This window comes from Streptomyces pinistramenti (assembly GCF_020564935.1).
Classification (GTDB): Bacteria; Actinomycetota; Actinomycetes; order Streptomycetales; family Streptomycetaceae; genus Streptomyces; species Streptomyces pinistramenti.
In genome coordinates, this window is record NZ_JAJCXB010000007.1 from 82,049 (window position 1) to 98,785 (window position 16,737).

Genomic DNA, 16,737 nt, shown 5'->3' on the forward strand with positions numbered 1-16,737 from the left:
AGGCTGATGTCCGAGATGAACGCAGAAGGCCGCAGCAGGCTCGACCAGATGCCTGAGTGGAATGCGCTGAGCAAGCACCGCGAGCAGCTGGGGGAGGTGCAGCTGCGCGACCTGTTCGCCGAGGATCCGCAGCGCGCCGCGCGCCACACGCTCCAGGTGGGCGATCTGCATGTGGACTACTCCAAGCACCTGGTGACCGACGAGACGCTGCTGCTGTTGCGCGAGCTGGCCGCGTCGACCGGTGTGGCCGCCCTGCGGGACGCGATGTTCCACGGTAAGAAGATCAACATCACCGAGGACCGCGCGGTGCTGCACACCGCGCTGCGCGCCCCCGGCTCGGCGGTCGTCACCACCGACGGCGAGAACGTCGTACCCGGTGTGCACGCCGTCCTGACGAAGATGGCGACCTTCGCCGACCGGGTGCGGTCCGGCGACTGGAAGGGCCACACCGGGCGGCGCATCAAGACCGTCGTCAACATCGGTATCGGCGGCTCGGATCTGGGCCCGGCGATGGCGTACGAGGCGCTGCGCGCCTACAGCCACCGGGACATGCAGTTCCGCTTCGTCTCCAACGTCGACGGCGCCGACCTGCATGAGGCCGTGCGCGACCTGGATCCCGCCGAGACGCTCTTCATCGTCGCCTCGAAGACCTTCACCACCATCGAGACGATCACCAACGCGACCTCGGCCCGCAACTGGCTGCTGACCGGCCTGAATGCCGGTGACGACGCGGTCGCCAAGCACTTCGTGGCGCTGTCGACCAACGCCGAGAAGGTGTCGGAGTTCGGCATCGACACCACCAACATGTTCGAGTTCTGGGACTGGGTCGGCGGCCGCTACTCGTACGACTCGGCGATCGGCCTGTCGCTGATGATCGCGATCGGCCCGGAGCACTTCCGCGAGATGCTGGCCGGCTTCCATCTCGTCGACGAGCACTTCCGCACGGCACCCGCCGAGGAGAACGTGCCGCTGCTGCTGGGTCTGCTCGGCATCTGGTACGGCAATTTCTTCGGCGCGCAGTCGCACGCCGTGCTGCCGTACAGCCATTACCTCTCCAAGTTCACCGCCTACCTCCAGCAGCTGGACATGGAGTCCAACGGCAAGTCCGTGGACCGCGACGGCAATCCGGTGCACTGGCAGACCGGGCCCGTGGTGTGGGGCACGCCGGGCACGAACGGCCAGCACGCCTACTACCAGCTGCTCCACCAGGGCACGAAGATGATCCCGGCCGACTTCATCGGCTTCGCCAGGCCGGTCGGCGATCTGGCGCCGGGCCTGGTTGCCCAGCACGACCTGCTGATGGCCAACCTCTTCGCGCAGGGCCAGGCGCTGGCCTTCGGCAAGACGCCCGACGAGGTGCGTGCCGAGGGCGTGGCCGAGGAACTGGTGCCGCACAAGACGTTCCGCGGCAACCACCCCACGACCACGATCCTGGCCGATGAGCTGACCCCGTCCGTCCTGGGCCAGTTGATCGCCCTCTACGAGCACAAGGTGTTCGTCCAGGGAGCCGTCTGGAACATCGACTCCTTCGACCAGTGGGGCGTGGAGCTGGGCAAGGTCCTCGCCAAGCGCGTCGAGCCGGCGCTGGTGGACGGCGCAGACGTGCCGGGCCTGGACGCTTCGACGGCCGCCCTGGTCGCCAAGTACCGCGAGTTGCGCGGCCGCTGAGCCGCCGGCCGGCTGTGCCGCCACGCCGAAGGGCCCCCGCACGGGCAGTACCGTGCGGGGGCCCTTCGGCGTGGAACCGGCAGGTCAGGCGGACGCCGGCGGATACAGGCCGCGCGGCAGCTGCGAAGCGGCCGCCTCGTCCAGCAGCCACAGTGTGCGGCTGCGGCCCCTGGCGCCCGCAGCCGGGGCCTGGATCTCCCCGGCGCCGGACAGTGCGATGGCCGCCGCCTGCGCTTTGTCCTCGCCCGCCGCGAGCAGCCAGACCTCCCGTGCCGCGCGGATCGCGGGCAGGGTCAGCGAGATGCGGGTGGGCGGCGGCTTGGGCGCGCCGTGCACACCGACCACCGTCCGCTCGCTCTCGCGTACGCCCGGCAGCTCGGGGAAGAGCGAGGCGACGTGGGTGTCCGGGCCGACTCCCAGCAGCAGGACGTCGAACGTCGGCACCGGACCGTGGTCCTCCGGGCCTGCGGCCGCGGCCAGTTCGGCGGCGTACGCCTCGGCCGCGGCGTCGGCGTCATTGCCGTACGGGCCGGCGGCCGGGGCCATGACGTGCACCCGCGCGGGGTCCAACGGGACGCTGTCCAGGAGGACTTCACGGGCCTGGGTGTGGTTGCGCTCCGGGTCGCCGTCCGGGAGGAACCGTTCGTCGCCCCACCACAGGTCGAGCCGTGCCCAGTCCACCGCGTCCCGGGCGGGGGCCTCGGCGAGGGCCGCGAGCAGCCCGTTGCCGTTGCGCCCGCCGGTCAGCACGACGGAGGCGGAGCCGCGGGCGGCCTGGGCGTCCACGATCTTCGTGATCAGCCGGGCCGCCGCGGCCTGGGCCATCAGCTCCTTGTCGCGGTGGACGACGACCTGTGGAGCGCTCACTTGGCGGCTGCCTTCTTGGCGGGCGCCTTCTTGGCCGGCGCGGGCTTCGCCGGAGCACTCCCGGCGTCGTCGCCCGGCGCGGAGCCGGCCTCGGCGTCCGCCTTCGGGCCCGCGTCGCCGAGCCGGTCCACGCCGTACTTGAGCGCGGCCGCGAAGGTGTCGTCCGGGTCGAGCCTGCGCAGTTCCTCGGCGAGCAGTTCGGCGGTCTCCCGCCGCTTGAGCGCCACCGCGCGGTCGGGCTGGCCGCGCATCGACAGGGTGGCCAGCGAGCCGTCCGGGCGGTCCAGCACGATCGGGCCGCAGCTGGTTTCCAGCCGTACCGCGGTCAGGCCGGGGCCCGCCGACACGGTGCGGGTGACCGGGACGTTCAGCCGACTGGCGAGCCACATGCCGAGCAGCTCGCAGCTGGGGTTGAACTCCTCGCCCTCGACCTCGGCCGATGTGACCTTGCACGGCACCTGGTCGAGCGCGGCCGCGACCATGGAGCGCCACGGTGTGATGCGGGTCCAGGACAGGTCCGTGTCGCCGGGGGTGTAGGTCTCGGCGCGGGCGGTCAACTCCCGGATGGGCTGCTCGGCGGAGTAGGCGTCGGTGACCCGGCGCTGGGCCAGCGAGCCGAGCGGGTCCTTGGCCGGGTCGAGCGGCGCGTTCACGGCCCACCAGACCACCACGGGGGCGTCCGGCAGCAGCAGCGGCAGCACCACGGACTGGGCGTGGTCGATCGCCTCGCCGTACAGCCGCAGCACGACCGTCTCGCCGGTGACCGCGTCCGCGCCGACCCGCACCTCGGCGTCCAGCCGGGCCTTGGCGCGGTCGCGCGGTGTCCGGCTGACCCGCTTGATGACCACGAGGGTCCGCGAGGGGTGCTCGCGGGACGCGTCGTTGGCCGCCTTGAGGGCGTCGTAGGCGTTCTCCTCGTCGGTGACGATGACGAGGGTGAGCACCATGCCGACGGCGGGGGTGCCGACGGCGCGACGGCCTTGGACCAGCGCCTTGTTGATCTTGCTGGCTGTGGTTTCCGTCAGATCGATCTTCATGGGCGACGCCAGCTCCGTCCGTCTCGTGCGAGCATTTCGTCCGCCTCGGTGGGGCCCCAGGTGCCGGCCGGGTACTGCGCCGGCTTGCCGTTGCGCTCCCAGTACTCCTCGATCGGGTCGAGGATCCGCCAGGACCGCTCGACCTCTTCCAGTCGCGGGAAGAGGTTGGCGTCGCCCAGCAGGACGTCCAGGATCAGCCGCTCGTACGCCTCGGGGCTGGACTCCGTGAAGGATTCGCCGTACGCGAAGTCCATCGAGACGTCCCGTACCTCCATGGAGGTGCCGGGCACCTTCGAGCCGAAGCGGACCGTCACGCCCTCGTCCGGCTGCACCCGGATGACCAGGGCGTTCTGCCCCAGCTCTTCCGTGGCGGTGTGGTCGAAGGGGGAGTGCGGGGCGCGCTGGAAGACCACCGCGATCTCGGTGACCCGGCGGCCCAGGCGCTTGCCCGTCCGCAGATAGAACGGGACACCGGCCCAGCGGCGGTTGTCGATCGACAGCTTGATCGCGGCGTAGGTGTCGGTCTTCGACTTGGGGTCGATGCCGTCTTCCTGGAGGTAGCCGACGGCCTTCTCGCCGCCCTGCCAGCCCGCCGCGTACTGCGCGCGGACGGTCTCCTTGCCGAGGTCCTTGGGCAGCCGGACCGCGCCCAGCACCTTGGTCTTCTCCGCGACCAGCGCGTCCGCCTCGAAGGAGGCGGGCTCCTCCATGGCGGTCAGTGCGAGCAGCTGGAGGAGGTGGTTCTGGATGACGTCGCGCGCCGCGCCGATGCCGTCGTAGTAGCCGGCCCGGCCGCCGATGCCGATGTCCTCGGCCATCGTGATCTGCACGTGGTCGACGTACGAGCGGTTCCAGATCGGCTCGAACATCGTGTTGGCGAAGCGCAGCGCCAGGATGTTCTGGACCGTCTCCTTGCCCAGGTAGTGGTCGATCCGGAAGACCTCTTCCGGCGGGAAGACCTCGTGGACGACCTTGTTGAGCTCCTGTGCGCTCTCCAGGTCGTGGCCGAAGGGCTTCTCGATGACCGCGCGCCGCCAGGAGTCCTCCTTCTGGTCGGCCAGCCCGTGCTTCTTGAGCTGCTGGACGACCTTGGGGAAGAACTTGGGCGGTACGGACAGGTAGAAGGCGAAGTTGCCGCCGGTGCCCTGGGCCTTGTCCAGTTCCTGGATGGTGTCCTTGAGCGTCTCGAAGGCTTCGTCGTCGTCGAAGTCTCCCTGGACGAAACGCATGCCCTGGATGAGCTGCTGCCAGACCTCCTCGCGGAAGGGGGTGCGCGCGTGCTGTTTGACCGCGTCGTGCACCACCTGCGCGAAGTCCTCGTCCTGCCACTCGCGGCGGGCGAACCCGATGAGCGAGAAGCCCGGCGGCAGCAGCCCCCGGTTGGCGAGGTCATAGACCGCGGGCATCAGCTTTTTACGTGACAAATCGCCCGTGACGCCGAAGATGACCAGGCCGGACGGCCCCGCGATACGCGGGAGCCGCCGGTCCTGGGCGTCACGCAGCGGATTGCTGCTGGACACAGTGGGTCAGCCCTCCGACGGGGCGAGGCGCTTGAGCTCCGCCTCGGTGGACTTGAGCAGGTCGTTCCAGGACGCCTCGAACTTCTCCACGCCCTCGTCCTCCAGGAGCTGCACGACGTCGTCGTACGAGATCCCGAGTGCGCCGATCGCGTCGAGGTCGGCCTGAGCCTGCTCGTACGTGCCGTGCACGGTGTCGCCGGTGATCCGGCCGTGGTCGCCGGTGGCCACCAGGGTCGCCTCCGGCATGGTGTTGACGGTGCCCGGGGCGACCAGCTCGTCGACGTACAGGGTGTCCTTGTACGCCGGGTCCTTGACGCCGGTCGAGGCCCACAGCGGACGCTGCTTGTTGGCCCGGGCCTTGTCGAGGGCCGCCCAGCGCTCGGAGGAGAAGACCTCCTCGTACGCCTGGTAGGCGAGGCGGGCGTTGGCCAGTGCGGCCTTGCCCTTGAGCGCCTTGGCCTCGTCCGTGCCCAGCTTCTCCAGGCGCTTGTCGATCTCGGCGTCCACCCGGGACACGAAGAACGAGGCGACCGAGTGGATCTTGGCCAGGTCCAGCCCTGCGGCCTTGGCCTTCTCCAGGCCCGCGAGGTAGGCGTCCATGACCTCGCGGTAGCGCTCCAGCGAGAAGATCAGCGTGACGTTGACGCTGATGCCCTTGCCGATGACCTCGGTGATCGCCGGCAGGCCCGCCTTGGTCGCCGGGATCTTGATCAGGGTGTTGGGGCGGTCGACCAGCCACGCCAGCTGCTTGGCCTCGGCGATCGTCGGCGTGGTGTGGTGCGCGAGCCGCGGGTCGACCTCGATGGAGACCCGGCCGTCCTGGCCGCCGGTGGCGTCGAAGACCGGCCGCAGGATGTCGGCGGCGTCGCGGACGTCCGCCGTCGTGATCATGCGGATGGCTTCCTCGACGGTGACCTTGCGCGCCGCCAGGTCGGAGACCTGCTGGTCGTAGCCGTGGCCGTCCGAGATGGCCTTCTGGAAGATCGACGGGTTGGTGGTGACACCGACGACGTGCTGCTGGTCGATCAGCTCGGCGAGGTTGCCGGACGTGATGCGCTGGCGCGACAGGTCGTCCAGCCAGATCGCGACGCCTTCGTCGGAGAGGCGCTTGAGTGCGTCTGTCATGGGGATTGCATCTCCTACTAGTCGTATACGGGCGTCAGCGCGCGGCGGCTTCGAGCGATTCCCGGGCGGCGGCCGTGACCGCGTCGGCGGTGAAGCCGAACTCGCGGAAGAGGACCTTCGCATCGGCCGAGGCACCGAAGTGCTCCAGGGACACGATGCGCCCGGCGTCGCCGACGAAGCGGTGCCAGGTCAGGCCGATGCCGGCTTCGACGGCGACACGGGCCTTGACGGACGGGGGAAGCACGCTGTCGCGGTAGTCCTGGTCCTGCGCGTCGAACCACTCGACGCAGGGCATCGACACGACGCGGGTCGGGACGCCTGCGGCCTGCAGCTGCTCACGCGCCTCGACGGCGAGCTGCACCTCGGAACCGGTGCCGATCAGCACGACCTCCGGCACGCCGCCCTCGGCCTCGAACAGCACGTAGCCGCCCTTGGCCGCGTCCTCGTTCGCCGCGTACGTCGGAACGCCCTGACGGGTCAGCGCGAGGCCGTGCGGGGCGCCCACGCCGAATTCCTTGGTGTAGCGCTTGAGGATCTCGCGCCACGCGATGGCGGTCTCGTTGGCGTCGGCCGGGCGCACGACGTTGAGGCCCGGGATGGCGCGCAGCGAGGCCAGGTGCTCGACCGGCTGGTGGGTCGGGCCGTCCTCGCCCAGGCCGATGGAGTCGTGCGTCCACACGTACGTCACCGGCAGGTGCATCAGCGCGGACAGCCGGACGGCGTTGCGCATGTAGTCGGAGAACACCAGGAAGGTGCCGCCGTAGATGCGGGTGTTGCCGTGCAGCGCGATGCCGTTCATCTCCGCGGCCATGGAGTGCTCGCGGATGCCGAAGTGGATCGTGCGGCCGTACGGGTCGGCGCCGGGCAGCGGGTTGCCCTCGGGGAGGAACGACGACGTCTTGTCGATCGTGGTGTTGTTCGAGCCCGCGAGGTCGGCTGAGCCGCCCCACAGCTCGGGGATGACCCCGCCCAGCGCGGCCAGCACCTTGCCGGAAGCGGCGCGGGTGGCGACGGCCTTGCCGGTCTCGAACGCCGGGAGGTGGTCCTCCCAGCCGTCCGGCAGCTCGCCCGCGGCGATGCGGTCGAACGAGGCGGCGCGCTCGGGGTTGGCGGTCCGCCAGGCGGCGAACGACTTCTCCCACCCGGCCTTGGCCTCCCGGCCGCGGTCGAGCGCCTCACGGGTGTGCGCGAGAACCTCGGGGGAGACCTCGAAGTTCTGCTCGGGGTCGAAGCCCAGCACGCGCTTGGTGGCGGCGACCTCGTCGGCACCCAGCGCCGAGCCGTGTGCGGCCTCGGTGTTCTGGGCGGTCGGGGCCGGCCAGGCGATGATCGAGCGGGCCGCGATGAACGACGGGCGCCCGGTCTCGGCCTTGGCGGCCTCCAGGGCCCTGGCGAGACCCGCCGGGTCCAGGTCGCCGTTGGGCAGCTGCTCGACGCGCTGGACGTGCCAGCCGTACGCCTCGTAGCGCTTGAGGGTGTCCTCGGAGACCGCGGTCTCGGTGTCGCCCTCGATCGAGATGTGGTTGTCGTCCCACAGCAGGACGAGGTTGCCGAGCTTCTGGTGGCCCGCGAGCGACGACGCCTCGGCGGAGATGCCCTCCTGGAGGCAGCCGTCACCGGCGATGACCCAGATGGTGTGGTCGAACGGGGAGGTGCCCGCCGCGGCCTCGGGGTCGAACAGGCCGCGCTCGTAGCGGGCGGCCATGGCCATGCCCACGGCGTTGGCGACACCCTGGCCCAGCGGCCCCGTGGTGGTCTCCACGCCGGTGGTGTGGCCGTACTCCGGGTGCCCGGGGGTCTTGGAGCCCCAGGTGCGGAACGCCTTGAGGTCGTCCAGCTGGAGGCCGTAGCCGGCCAGGAAGAGCTGGATGTAGAGGGTCAGGCTGGAGTGTCCGGCGGAGAGCACGAACCGGTCGCGGCCGGTCCACTCCGCGTCGGCCGGGTCGTGGCGCATCAGCTTCTGGAAGAGAAGATAGGCGGCCGGAGCCAGGCTCATGGCCGTACCCGGATGGCCGTTACCGACCTTCTGCACGGAATCCATGGCCAGGACACGGACGGTATCCACGGCCCGCTGATCCAGTTCGGTCCACTCGAAATCTGTGGTGGTCGGCTTGGTGCTCACCCTGAGTCAGGGCTCCTCTCCACATGTCGAATGCCGCGGACGGTATGTCCGCCAGGCGGTGTCGAGCCTACCCCCGCTGGTGCGTGCGTCTTTTCGACTCGGAGTCGATGGCGTAACCCCGCGGGGACTCGTCGCTTCGGGCAACCGAAACGGCATCTCCGGCATTCCCGCTCCTGCCGGGCGCACCCACGCCACCAGACTGCCGGGCATGGTGTGCCTTCGCCTCTTGAACGGCGTGCGAACGGTGTGGGAAAGAGCGGCCCGTGCGCGTGGGGGCCGGAGGGTCAACACGAGCCGACCCCCACGAAGATCGCGCTATGGCCAACGTCTAAAGTGGCGTGGTACGCGCAAGCTTCACGGCCGTCGGCCGGATGTGCTTGCTGGCCTTATCTCCGCGGCAGAAGCCGCAGATGTTACTTCCAGGGGTGTGCGTGACGGCCGTCGAATCCCGTCCTGCGGGGGCGCTCTCTCAGAGCCCCGGGAGTCCGAATCCCGGTCACCGGCCGCTCGGGGCCCGCGTCAAGGCGTTCGTATCGCTGACGAAGCCGCGGGTCATCGAGTTGCTGCTGATGACCACGGTGCCGGTGATGTTCCTGGCCGCCAAGGGGGTTCCGGACCTCTGGCTGGTGCTGGAGACCTGTATCGGCGGTTATCTCTCCGCCGGCGGCGCCGCGGCCTACAACATGTGGTTCGACCGCGACATCGACGCGCTGATGGACCGCACCGCGCAGCGCCCGCTGGTCACCGGCATGGTCTCGCCGCGGGAATGCCTGGTCTTCGCGACCGCCCTCGCGGTGGGCTCCACCGCCTGGTTCTGGTTCCTGGTCAATCCGCTGTCGGCGATGCTCTCGCTCGGCGCGCTGCTTTTCTACGTCGTCGTCTACACGATGATCCTCAAGCGGCGTACCACGCAGAACATCGTCTGGGGCGGTATCGCGGGCTGCATGCCGGTCTTCATCGGCTGGTCATCGGTGACCAACTCCGTCTCCTGGGCCTCGTTCGTCCTCTTCCTCGTCATCTTCTTCTGGACGCCGCCGCATTACTGGCCGCTGTCGATGAAGGTCAAGGAGGACTACGCGCGGGTCGGCGTGCCGATGCTGCCGGCCGTCGCGGGCAACAAGGTCGTCGCACGCCAGATCGTCGCCTACAGCTGGGTGATGGTCGCCGTCTCGCTGCTGCTCCAGCCACTGGGCTACACCGGCTGGTTCTACACCGCCGTCGCTGCGCTCTGCGGTGCCTTCTGGCTCAAGGAGGCGCACGGGCTGCAGTCCCGCGCCAAGGCCGGCATCACGGGGCCGAAGCTCAAGGAGATGCGGCTGTTCCACTGGTCCATCACCTATGTGTCGCTGCTGTTCGTCGCGGTCGCGGTGGACCCCTTCCTGCGCTGACACCTCCGGTCCTCGTCCCTCCTCTGCCAGTGGGCGGGATCACCCGTACACATGGGCGTACCGGCGGGTAGCATCCCTGTATGGCAGACACCAAGCAGGCGGATGAGCAGCCGGCGGCCGAGACGCGGGCCGGCTCGGCGGACAAGCGGGCCGCCCGGCACACGGCCAGGCTCGCCAAGGAGATCCGGGCCTTCGCGGCCACGCACGGCGGCAGCGCCGAGGGCCAGCTCGCGCACATCGGCCGCGGCCGCATCCGCGTCGCCCTCGTGGGGGCCAACGGCGAGTGGGGCAATCTCGTCGCCGACTCCTTCGACTCGGCCAAGGACGCCGCCGCCCAGGCGGGCCTCGCGCTCCAGGACGATTTCGACGGAGACCTCGCGGCCAAGGTGCGCACCGGCCGCTACGAGTGGTCCCGGATGGCGGGTATCCAGGTGGGCGGCCCGGCCAACGACTGAGCCCGGCGCCGGCGCCCCCGCTCCGGGGCGCGCCGGTTCCCGGCCGCCTTCCGTTGAGTCCACCGGGTGCGGGCCGTGTCACGCCCGGTGGTTCCGGGGCAGGAGAAGCGGATGGACACCATCCCGCCGCTCATCGATCAGTACAGCCACGGCGCGGTCCACGGCGAACTGGGCCTGGGCTCCTTCGAGGCGCAGCTTGCCGCGGCATCCGGCGCGCACGGCCCGGCCCCCGCGGGCACCAGCCACTTCGACAGCTGGACCGGCCTGGCGCTGCGCCGCTGGTGCCCGCCACTGCTCGGCCTGGAGCCGCACTGCACCCCGGCCCGCGATATGGCCCGCAGGCGCGAGATCGGCGCGTACGAGGCCGGCCGCCGGCTGCTGCGCGGCGCCGGCATCGGGACGTTCCTGGTGGCCACGGGCGCCCGCAGCGAGCTGACCTCGGCCGCGGAGCTGGCCGACGCCGCCGGGGGCCGCGCCCACGAGGTCGTACGGCTCGAAGCGCTCGCCGAGCAGGTCGCCGACACCTCGGGGAGCGTCGACGCCTTCATCGGCTACACCGCCGAGGCCGTGTACGCCGCCGCCCAGCACGCCACCGCCTTCGCCTCGGGCGCTGCCCACTGCGACGGGCGCGCGCCGGAGGCCGGTGAGGTGCGGCGGGCGGCGGACCGCTGGCTGCGCGGGCGCCGGCCGGGCGACCGGCTCACCGGGCCCGCGCTCGTCCGGCATCTTCTGTGGAGCGCGGTGGCGACGGGGCGTCCGGTGCAGCTGCACGGCCCCGACCCCGGGGCGCTGGAAGGTTTTCTGCGGGCCACGACCGGCCTCGGGGCCGATCTGGTGCTGCTGCCCGCGGCGCTTCACCACCGCCGCGCGGCGCAGCTCGCCGCGGTGCACGCGCACGTCTACGCGGACGCGGGCCCCTGCCCCGAGGAGACGCTGCGGCTGGCGCCGTTCGGCAAGCTGCTGTTCTCCTCGGGGGCACACGGGCTGCCGGAGCTGTACGTGACCGGGGCGCGCCTGTTCGTGCGGGCCATGGAGCGGCTCACGCGGGAGTGGGTCCAGGAGGGGATGTGCCCGGAGTCCGAGGCACGGCGGATCGTCGCACTGGTCGGTTCCGGGACGGCGCGCAGGGTCTACAGGCTGCCGGCCGGGGCGCCCGCGGACTGAGCCGGCAGGGACTCGTGCTCCCCGGCGGGGGCGGGCGCGTCCGCCAGCGGCCCGCGGTCCCGCAGCGCGAGCACCACCCGGAGGACGGCGATCCAGACCAGGGCCGAGCCCAGCATGTGCAGGCCGATGACGATCTCCGGCAGGCCCAGGAAGTACTGGACGTAGCCGATGGCGCCCTGGAGGAGGAGGCAGCCGAACAGTTCCAGTACGGCGCGGCGGGAGGCGGCCGGTGCCTTGACGGCGCGCAGGGTGAACCAGAGGGCGACGGTCAGGCCGCAGACGATGTACACGAAGTCGACGTGCAGCTGGGTCACCTCCTGCCAGTTCAGCGGGATGCGGTGGACCTTCTCGGCGTCGCCCGCGTGCGGTCCTGTGCCGGTGACGACCGTCCCGATGAGGATCAGCACGCCGGTCGCGGCCAGCAGCAGCCAGGCCAGCTGGCGCACCGGCCGGGCGACCACGTCGCGCGGCGCGTCGTCGCCCTCGCAGGCGCGTCGCCAGGACACCACGGCGATCGTGAGCAGGCCGGCGGCCAGCAGGAAGTGCGCGCTGACGATGTAGGGGTTCAGGCCGGTCAGGACGGTGATGCCGCCGACGACGGCGTTGCCCATGACGCCCCAGAACTGGGCCCAGCCGAGCCTGGTCAGCGAGCGGCGCCGCGGCGTGCGGGCGCGGGCCGCGACGATGAACAGGCCGATGAACGCGCACAGCACGTACGTGAGCAGGCGGTTGGCGAATTCGATCTTCCCGTTGATGCCCATCGCCGCGGTCGGCGTGAGGCTGTCCGGGGTGCACCGCGGCCAGGTGGAGCAGCCGAGGCCGGACTGGCTCAGCCGCACGGCGCCGCCGGCGACGACGATGACGACGGCCATCACGACGGTGGCGAGCGCGGCCCGCCGCACGAAGCGCGCGGACGGCTGCCAGCGGCGGGCGATCAGCTCAAGGGGGTTCAGCGTGTTCGGCACGGGAGACATCGTAGGGGGCCCTTTGTGCAAACTTTCACGAGGGGGGCGTACCGCGACACAACCGCCCGGGGCCGACCGGCCGCACGGCCCCGTCGCCGGGCCGCCGGGCTACTCCCAGCGGAAGAACCGGGCCGCCGCGCCCAGTCCCAGCACCGCCCACACGGCCAGGATGCCGAGGTCGGACCAGGGGATGCCGGCGCCGTGCTGGAGGACGTCGCGCAGCCCGTCGGAGAGCGCCGAGATCGGCAGCAGGCCCAGGACCGACTGCGCGGCCTCCGGGAACTTCTCCAGCGGAACGATCACGCCGCCGCCCACCAGGAGCAGCAGGAAGACCAGGTTGGCCGCGGCCAGGGTGGCCTCCGCCTTCAGCGTCCCGGCCATCAGCAGGCCCAGGCCGGAGAACGCGGCAGTGCCCAGGATCAGCAGCAGCACCACGGCCGACGGGTTGCCGTGCGGGGCCCAGCCGAGCGCGAAGGCGACCGCGCACAGCAGCACGATCTGCAGCACCTCGGTGACCAGCACGGCGCAGGTCTTGGCCGCCATCAGGCCCCAGCGCGGCAGCGGCGAGACGGCGAGCCGCTTGAGGACGCCGTAGCGCCGCTCGAAGCCGGTGGCGATGGCCTGGCCGGTGAAGGCGGTCGACATCACCGCGAGCGCCAGGACGCCCGGCGCCAGGAAGTCGACGGACCGGCCAACGCCGGTGTCGATGATGTCGACGGCGGAGAACAGCACCAGCAGCAGCGTCGGGATGACGACCGTCAGCAGCAGCTGTTCGCCGTTGCGCAGCAGCATCCTGGTCTCCAGCGCCGCCTGCGCCCGGATCATCCGGGGCAGCGGGGCGGCCCCGGGCCGCGGGGTGAACGTGCCGGTCGCGGTCATGCCCGCAGCTCCTTGCCGGTGAGTTCCAAGAAGACGTCTTCCAGGGTGTGGCGTTCGACGGCTATGGCGTCGGGGAGGACGCCGTTCTGGGCGCACCAGGAGGCGACGGTCGCGAGCAGCTGGGGGTCGATCGTGCCGTCGACGCGATAGCTGCCGGAGGCCGGTTCGGATGCGGCGCTGCCCGCGGGCAGCGCCTTGAGCAGCGAGGCGAGGTCGAGGCCCGGCCGCCCGGTGAAGCGCAGGGTGTTCTCCGCGCCGCCGCGGCACAGCGCCTCCGGGCTGCCCTGGGCGATGACCCGGCCGCCGTCGATGATCGCGACGTCGTCGGCCAGCTGCTCGGCCTCGTCCATGAAGTGGGTGGTCAGCACGACCCCGACGCCGTCCGCGCGCAGTTCGCGCACGAGATCCCAGGTTGCGTGGCGGGCCTGTGGGTCGAGGCCGGCGGTCGGCTCGTCCAGGAAGACCAGTTCGGGGCGGCCGACGACGGCCATTGCCAGGGCGAGCCGCTGCTGCTGCCCGCCGGACAGCCTCCGGTAGGACGTGCGTCCGCAACTGCCAAGGCCCAGCCGCTCGATGAGGAGGTCCACGTCGACGGGGTGGGCGTGCAGGGTGGCGGTGTGCCGGAGCATCTCGTCGGCGCGGGCCCCGGCGTAGATCCCTCCGGACTGCAGCATCACGCCGATCCGCGGGCGCAGCCGGGCGGCGTCGGCGACCGGGTCGAGGCCCAGGACGCGTACGGTGCCGGCGTCCGGGCGGCGGTAGCCCTCGCAGGTCTCGATGGTGGTGGTCTTGCCGGCGCCGTTGGGGCCGAGTACGGCGGTCACGGTGGAGCGCGCGACGGTGAGGTCGAGCCCGTCCACCGCGGTCTTGACCGGTTTGGTCCCGTACCGCTTGACCAGGCCGGTGACCTCGACGGCAGGCTCTCGGCCGGGGGACCGGGGGGCGGCCCCCGGGGAGGTGCTGGGCATGCCGGGCAGTCTACGGAGCGGACGCGGGGCGGCGGAATCCGGGTTTGGGCCGTGCGCACGGCTCGGGAGCGGCCCGGATGGCGGTGTGTCCGGTGGTGAGTTCCGGGCCGGTGCGCCAGAGGTGGGGTGCCGGCGTCGGAGGCCCTTCCTCACGGGCTTCCGGCGGCCTGGAGGAGGGCTGAATTAGGTGACCCTAAGTGATCGAGACCACCAGTCCGTGATCCGGACGAGGGTTGTATCGGCTTGACGAATTACGCAACAATGGCGTTGTGAAATACGCGAGCGAGGACCGGAAGGGGCCCGTGGTCGACGAGACCGCCGGGTCGACTGCCGTCGCGCCCGAGCAGCCCGCCCAGGGCGCCGTCGGCGCGAGCTCCCCGCAGGACGAGCAGCAGGGCACCCGCAACAGGGTCGCCCGCTCCATCCTCGACCACGGCCCGTCCACCGCCGCCGAGCTGGCCCTCCGCCTGGAACTGACGCAGGCGGCGGTGCGCAGGCACCTGGATGCGCTGGCCGCCGACGGGGTCGTCGAGCCCCGCGAGAAGCGGGTCTACGGAACCCGCGGCCGTGGCCGCCCGGCCAAGGCGTTCGCGCTCACCGACTGCGGCAGGGACGCCTTCGACCAGTCCTATGACGAGCTGGCCTCCGACGCGCTGCGCTGGATCGCGCAGACCGCCGGCGGTGGCGAGCTGGGGGAGGCGGCGGTTGCCGCGTTCGCCCGTGCCCGTCTGGCCGCCCAGGCCGAGGGCTACCGCCGCGCGGTGGAGTCCGCCGAGCCCGGGGCCCGCACCCGGGCCCTTGCCGAGGCATTGACCGCGGACGGGTACGCTGCTACGGCGCGCGGCGCGCCCAATTCCCAGCTCGGTGAACAGCTCTGCCAGCACCACTGCCCGGTCGCCCACGTCGCCGAGCAGTTCCCGCAGCTGTGCGAGGCGGAGACAGAGGTCTTCTCCCGTCTGCTGGGAACCCACGTACAGCGTCTCGCCACGATCGCCCACGGCGACGGGGTGTGCACGACCTTCATTCCGAAGGCCGGCAAGACCGCTCACAGCACCAAGACCACCACAGCATCTGCAAGCACGGCCGGGAGGAACCCCGCATGACGCTCCCCACGGAGACTGCTCACCCCGAGCTCGAGGGCCTGGGCAAGTACGAATACGGCTGGGCCGACTCCGACGTGGCCGGCGCCTCCGCCAAGCGAGGGCTTTCCGAGGCCGTCGTCCGCGACATCTCGGCGAAGAAGAACGAGCCGGAGTGGATGCTCAAGCTCCGGCTCAAGGGCCTGAAGCTGTTCGACAAGAAGCCCATGCCGAACTGGGGCTCGGACCTGTCGGGCATCGACTTCGACAACATCAAGTACTTCGTCCGCTCCACCGAGCAGCAGGCCGCCTCCTGGGAGGACCTGCCCGAGGACATCAAGAACACCTACGACAAGCTGGGCATCCCGGAGGCGGAGAAGCAGCGCCTGGTCGCCGGTGTCGCCGCGCAGTACGAGTCCGAGGTCGTCTACCACCAGATCCGTGAGGACCTGGAGGAGCAGGGCGTCCTCTTCCTGGACACCGACACCGCGCTCAAGGAGCACCCGGAGCTGTTCCAGGAGTACTTCGGCACGGTCATCCCGGTCGGCGACAACAAGTTCGCGTCGCTGAACACCGCCGTGTGGTCGGGCGGCTCGTTCATCTACGTCCCCAAGGGTGTGCACGTCGACATCCCGCTCCAGGCCTACTTCCGGATCAACACCGAGAACATGGGCCAGTTCGAGCGGACGCTGATCATCGTGGACGAGGACGCCTACGTCCACTACGTCGAGGGCTGCACGGCGCCGATCTACAAGTCGGACTCGCTGCACTCCGCGGTCGTCGAGATCATCGTGAAGAAGGGCGGCCGCTGCCGCTACACGACCATCCAGAACTGGTCGAACAACGTCTACAACCTGGTCACCAAGCGCGCCGTCGCCTACGAGGGCGCGACCATGGAGTGGGTCGACGGCAACCTCGGCTCCAAGGTGACCATGAAGTACCCGGCGGTCTACCTCATGGGTGAGCACGCCAAGGGCGAGACCCTGTCCATCGCCTTCGCGGGCGAGGGGCAGCACCAGGACGCCGGATCCAAGATGGTCCACATGGCGCCGAACACCTCCTCCAACATCGTCTCCAAGTCGGTGGCGCGAGGCGGCGGCCGCACCTCCTACCGCGGCCTGGTCGAGATCGGCGAGGGCGCGGCGGGCTCCAAGTCCAACGTGCTGTGCGACGCCCTGCTGGTGGACACCATCTCCCGCTCGGACACCTACCCCTACGTCGACGTCCGCGAGGACGACGTCTCCATGGGGCACGAGGCGACCGTCTCCAAGGTCAGCGAGGACCAGCTCTTCTACCTGATGGCCCGCGGCCTGACGGAGTTCGAGGCCATGGCGATGATCGTGCGCGGCTTTGTCGAGCCGATCGCCCGTGAGCTGCCGATGGAGTACGCGCTGGAGCTCAACCGGCTGATCGAGCTGCAGATGGAAGGCGCGGTCGGCTGACGGCCACGGAACACCCCTGACCGACGCGGCGGCCTTCCTCCGGGAAGGCCGAGTATCG

14 protein-coding genes are annotated in these 16,737 nt (G+C 70.9%); 6 read left to right on the forward strand and 8 right to left on the reverse strand.

Annotated features, from left to right (window positions below; translation table 11 throughout):
• The first annotated feature begins 15 nt into the window (after positions 1–15).
• Positions 16–1,668, forward strand: coding sequence for a glucose-6-phosphate isomerase (gene pgi / locus LIU39_RS07415; protein WP_227045873.1), 1,653 nt, complete (start codon positions 16–18; stop codon positions 1,666–1,668).
• An 84-nt stretch (positions 1,669–1,752) separates the two neighbouring features.
• On the opposite strand, the gene pgl is transcribed toward pgi, so the two are convergent.
• The 5 genes from pgl to tkt are packed head-to-tail and all read right to left on the reverse strand — an operon-like array spanning position 1,753 to position 8,339.
• Positions 1,753–2,535, reverse strand: coding sequence for a 6-phosphogluconolactonase (pgl, locus tag LIU39_RS07420; RefSeq protein ID WP_227045767.1), 783 nt, complete (start codon positions 2,533–2,535; stop codon positions 1,753–1,755).
• On the reverse strand, positions 2,532–3,572 hold the full coding sequence (gene opcA, locus LIU39_RS07425; protein WP_227045768.1) for a glucose-6-phosphate dehydrogenase assembly protein OpcA: 1,041 nt from the start codon (positions 3,570–3,572) through the stop codon (positions 2,532–2,534). The genes pgl and opcA overlap by 4 nt, the downstream gene beginning before the upstream one ends.
• The gene (gene zwf, locus LIU39_RS07430; RefSeq protein ID WP_227045769.1) at positions 3,569–5,092 is read right to left on the reverse strand and encodes a glucose-6-phosphate dehydrogenase; all 1,524 of its coding nucleotides are present in this window, start codon (positions 5,090–5,092) and stop codon (positions 3,569–3,571) included. Before zwf ends, opcA begins: the two co-directional genes overlap by 4 nt.
• A 6-nt stretch (positions 5,093–5,098) precedes the next feature.
• A complete protein-coding gene (gene tal / locus LIU39_RS07435; protein WP_227045770.1) occupies positions 5,099–6,217 on the reverse strand; it encodes a transaldolase in 1,119 nt (372 codons plus the stop codon).
• Positions 6,218–6,251: 34 nt separating this feature from the next.
• Positions 6,252–8,339: a transketolase gene (tkt, locus tag LIU39_RS07440; protein ID WP_227045771.1), complete on the reverse strand. Its 2,088-nt coding sequence runs from the start codon at positions 8,337–8,339 to the stop codon at positions 6,252–6,254.
• A gap of 431 nt (positions 8,340–8,770) precedes the next feature.
• On the opposite strand from tkt, the gene LIU39_RS07445 reads away from it, so the two are divergent.
• From LIU39_RS07445 to LIU39_RS07455, 3 genes are all read left to right on the forward strand, one after another.
• On the forward strand, positions 8,771–9,727 hold the full coding sequence (locus LIU39_RS07445; protein ID WP_227045772.1) for a heme o synthase: 957 nt from the start codon (positions 8,771–8,773) through the stop codon (positions 9,725–9,727).
• Between the two features lie 80 nt (positions 9,728–9,807).
• Positions 9,808–10,182, forward strand: coding sequence for a hypothetical protein (locus LIU39_RS07450; protein WP_227045773.1), 375 nt, complete (start codon positions 9,808–9,810; stop codon positions 10,180–10,182).
• A gap of 111 nt (positions 10,183–10,293) precedes the next feature.
• Entirely contained in the window at positions 10,294–11,346 is a 1,053-nt protein-coding gene (locus LIU39_RS07455) for an amidohydrolase (RefSeq protein WP_227045774.1), read from the forward strand.
• On the opposite strand, the gene LIU39_RS07460 is transcribed toward LIU39_RS07455, so the two are convergent.
• The 3 genes from LIU39_RS07460 to LIU39_RS07470 form a co-directional block, all read right to left on the reverse strand.
• The gene (locus tag LIU39_RS07460) at positions 11,313–12,311 is read right to left on the reverse strand and encodes a COX15/CtaA family protein (protein ID WP_227045775.1); all 999 of its coding nucleotides are present in this window, start codon (positions 12,309–12,311) and stop codon (positions 11,313–11,315) included. The genes LIU39_RS07455 and LIU39_RS07460 overlap by 34 nt on opposite strands.
• Positions 12,312–12,419: 108 nt before the next feature.
• On the reverse strand, positions 12,420–13,190 hold the full coding sequence (locus LIU39_RS07465) for an ABC transporter permease (protein ID WP_227045776.1): 771 nt from the start codon (positions 13,188–13,190) through the stop codon (positions 12,420–12,422).
• A complete protein-coding gene (locus LIU39_RS07470) occupies positions 13,187–14,158 on the reverse strand; it encodes an ABC transporter ATP-binding protein (RefSeq protein WP_227045777.1) in 972 nt (323 codons plus the stop codon). Before LIU39_RS07470 ends, LIU39_RS07465 begins: the two co-directional genes overlap by 4 nt.
• 269 nt (positions 14,159–14,427) lie before the next feature.
• Here LIU39_RS07470 and LIU39_RS07475 point away from each other — a divergent pair, with 269 nt between their 5' ends.
• Positions 14,428–15,261 carry a helix-turn-helix transcriptional regulator gene (locus LIU39_RS07475; protein WP_227045778.1) on the forward strand — a complete coding sequence of 278 codons (834 nt, stop codon included), beginning with the start codon at positions 14,428–14,430 and terminating at the stop codon, positions 15,259–15,261.
• Positions 15,258–16,679 (forward strand): Fe-S cluster assembly protein SufB, encoded by a 1,422-nt coding sequence (sufB, locus tag LIU39_RS07480; RefSeq protein WP_129296988.1) that lies wholly within the window; start codon positions 15,258–15,260, stop codon positions 16,677–16,679. The genes LIU39_RS07475 and sufB overlap by 4 nt, the downstream gene beginning before the upstream one ends.
• Positions 16,680–16,737 lie beyond the last annotated feature (58 nt).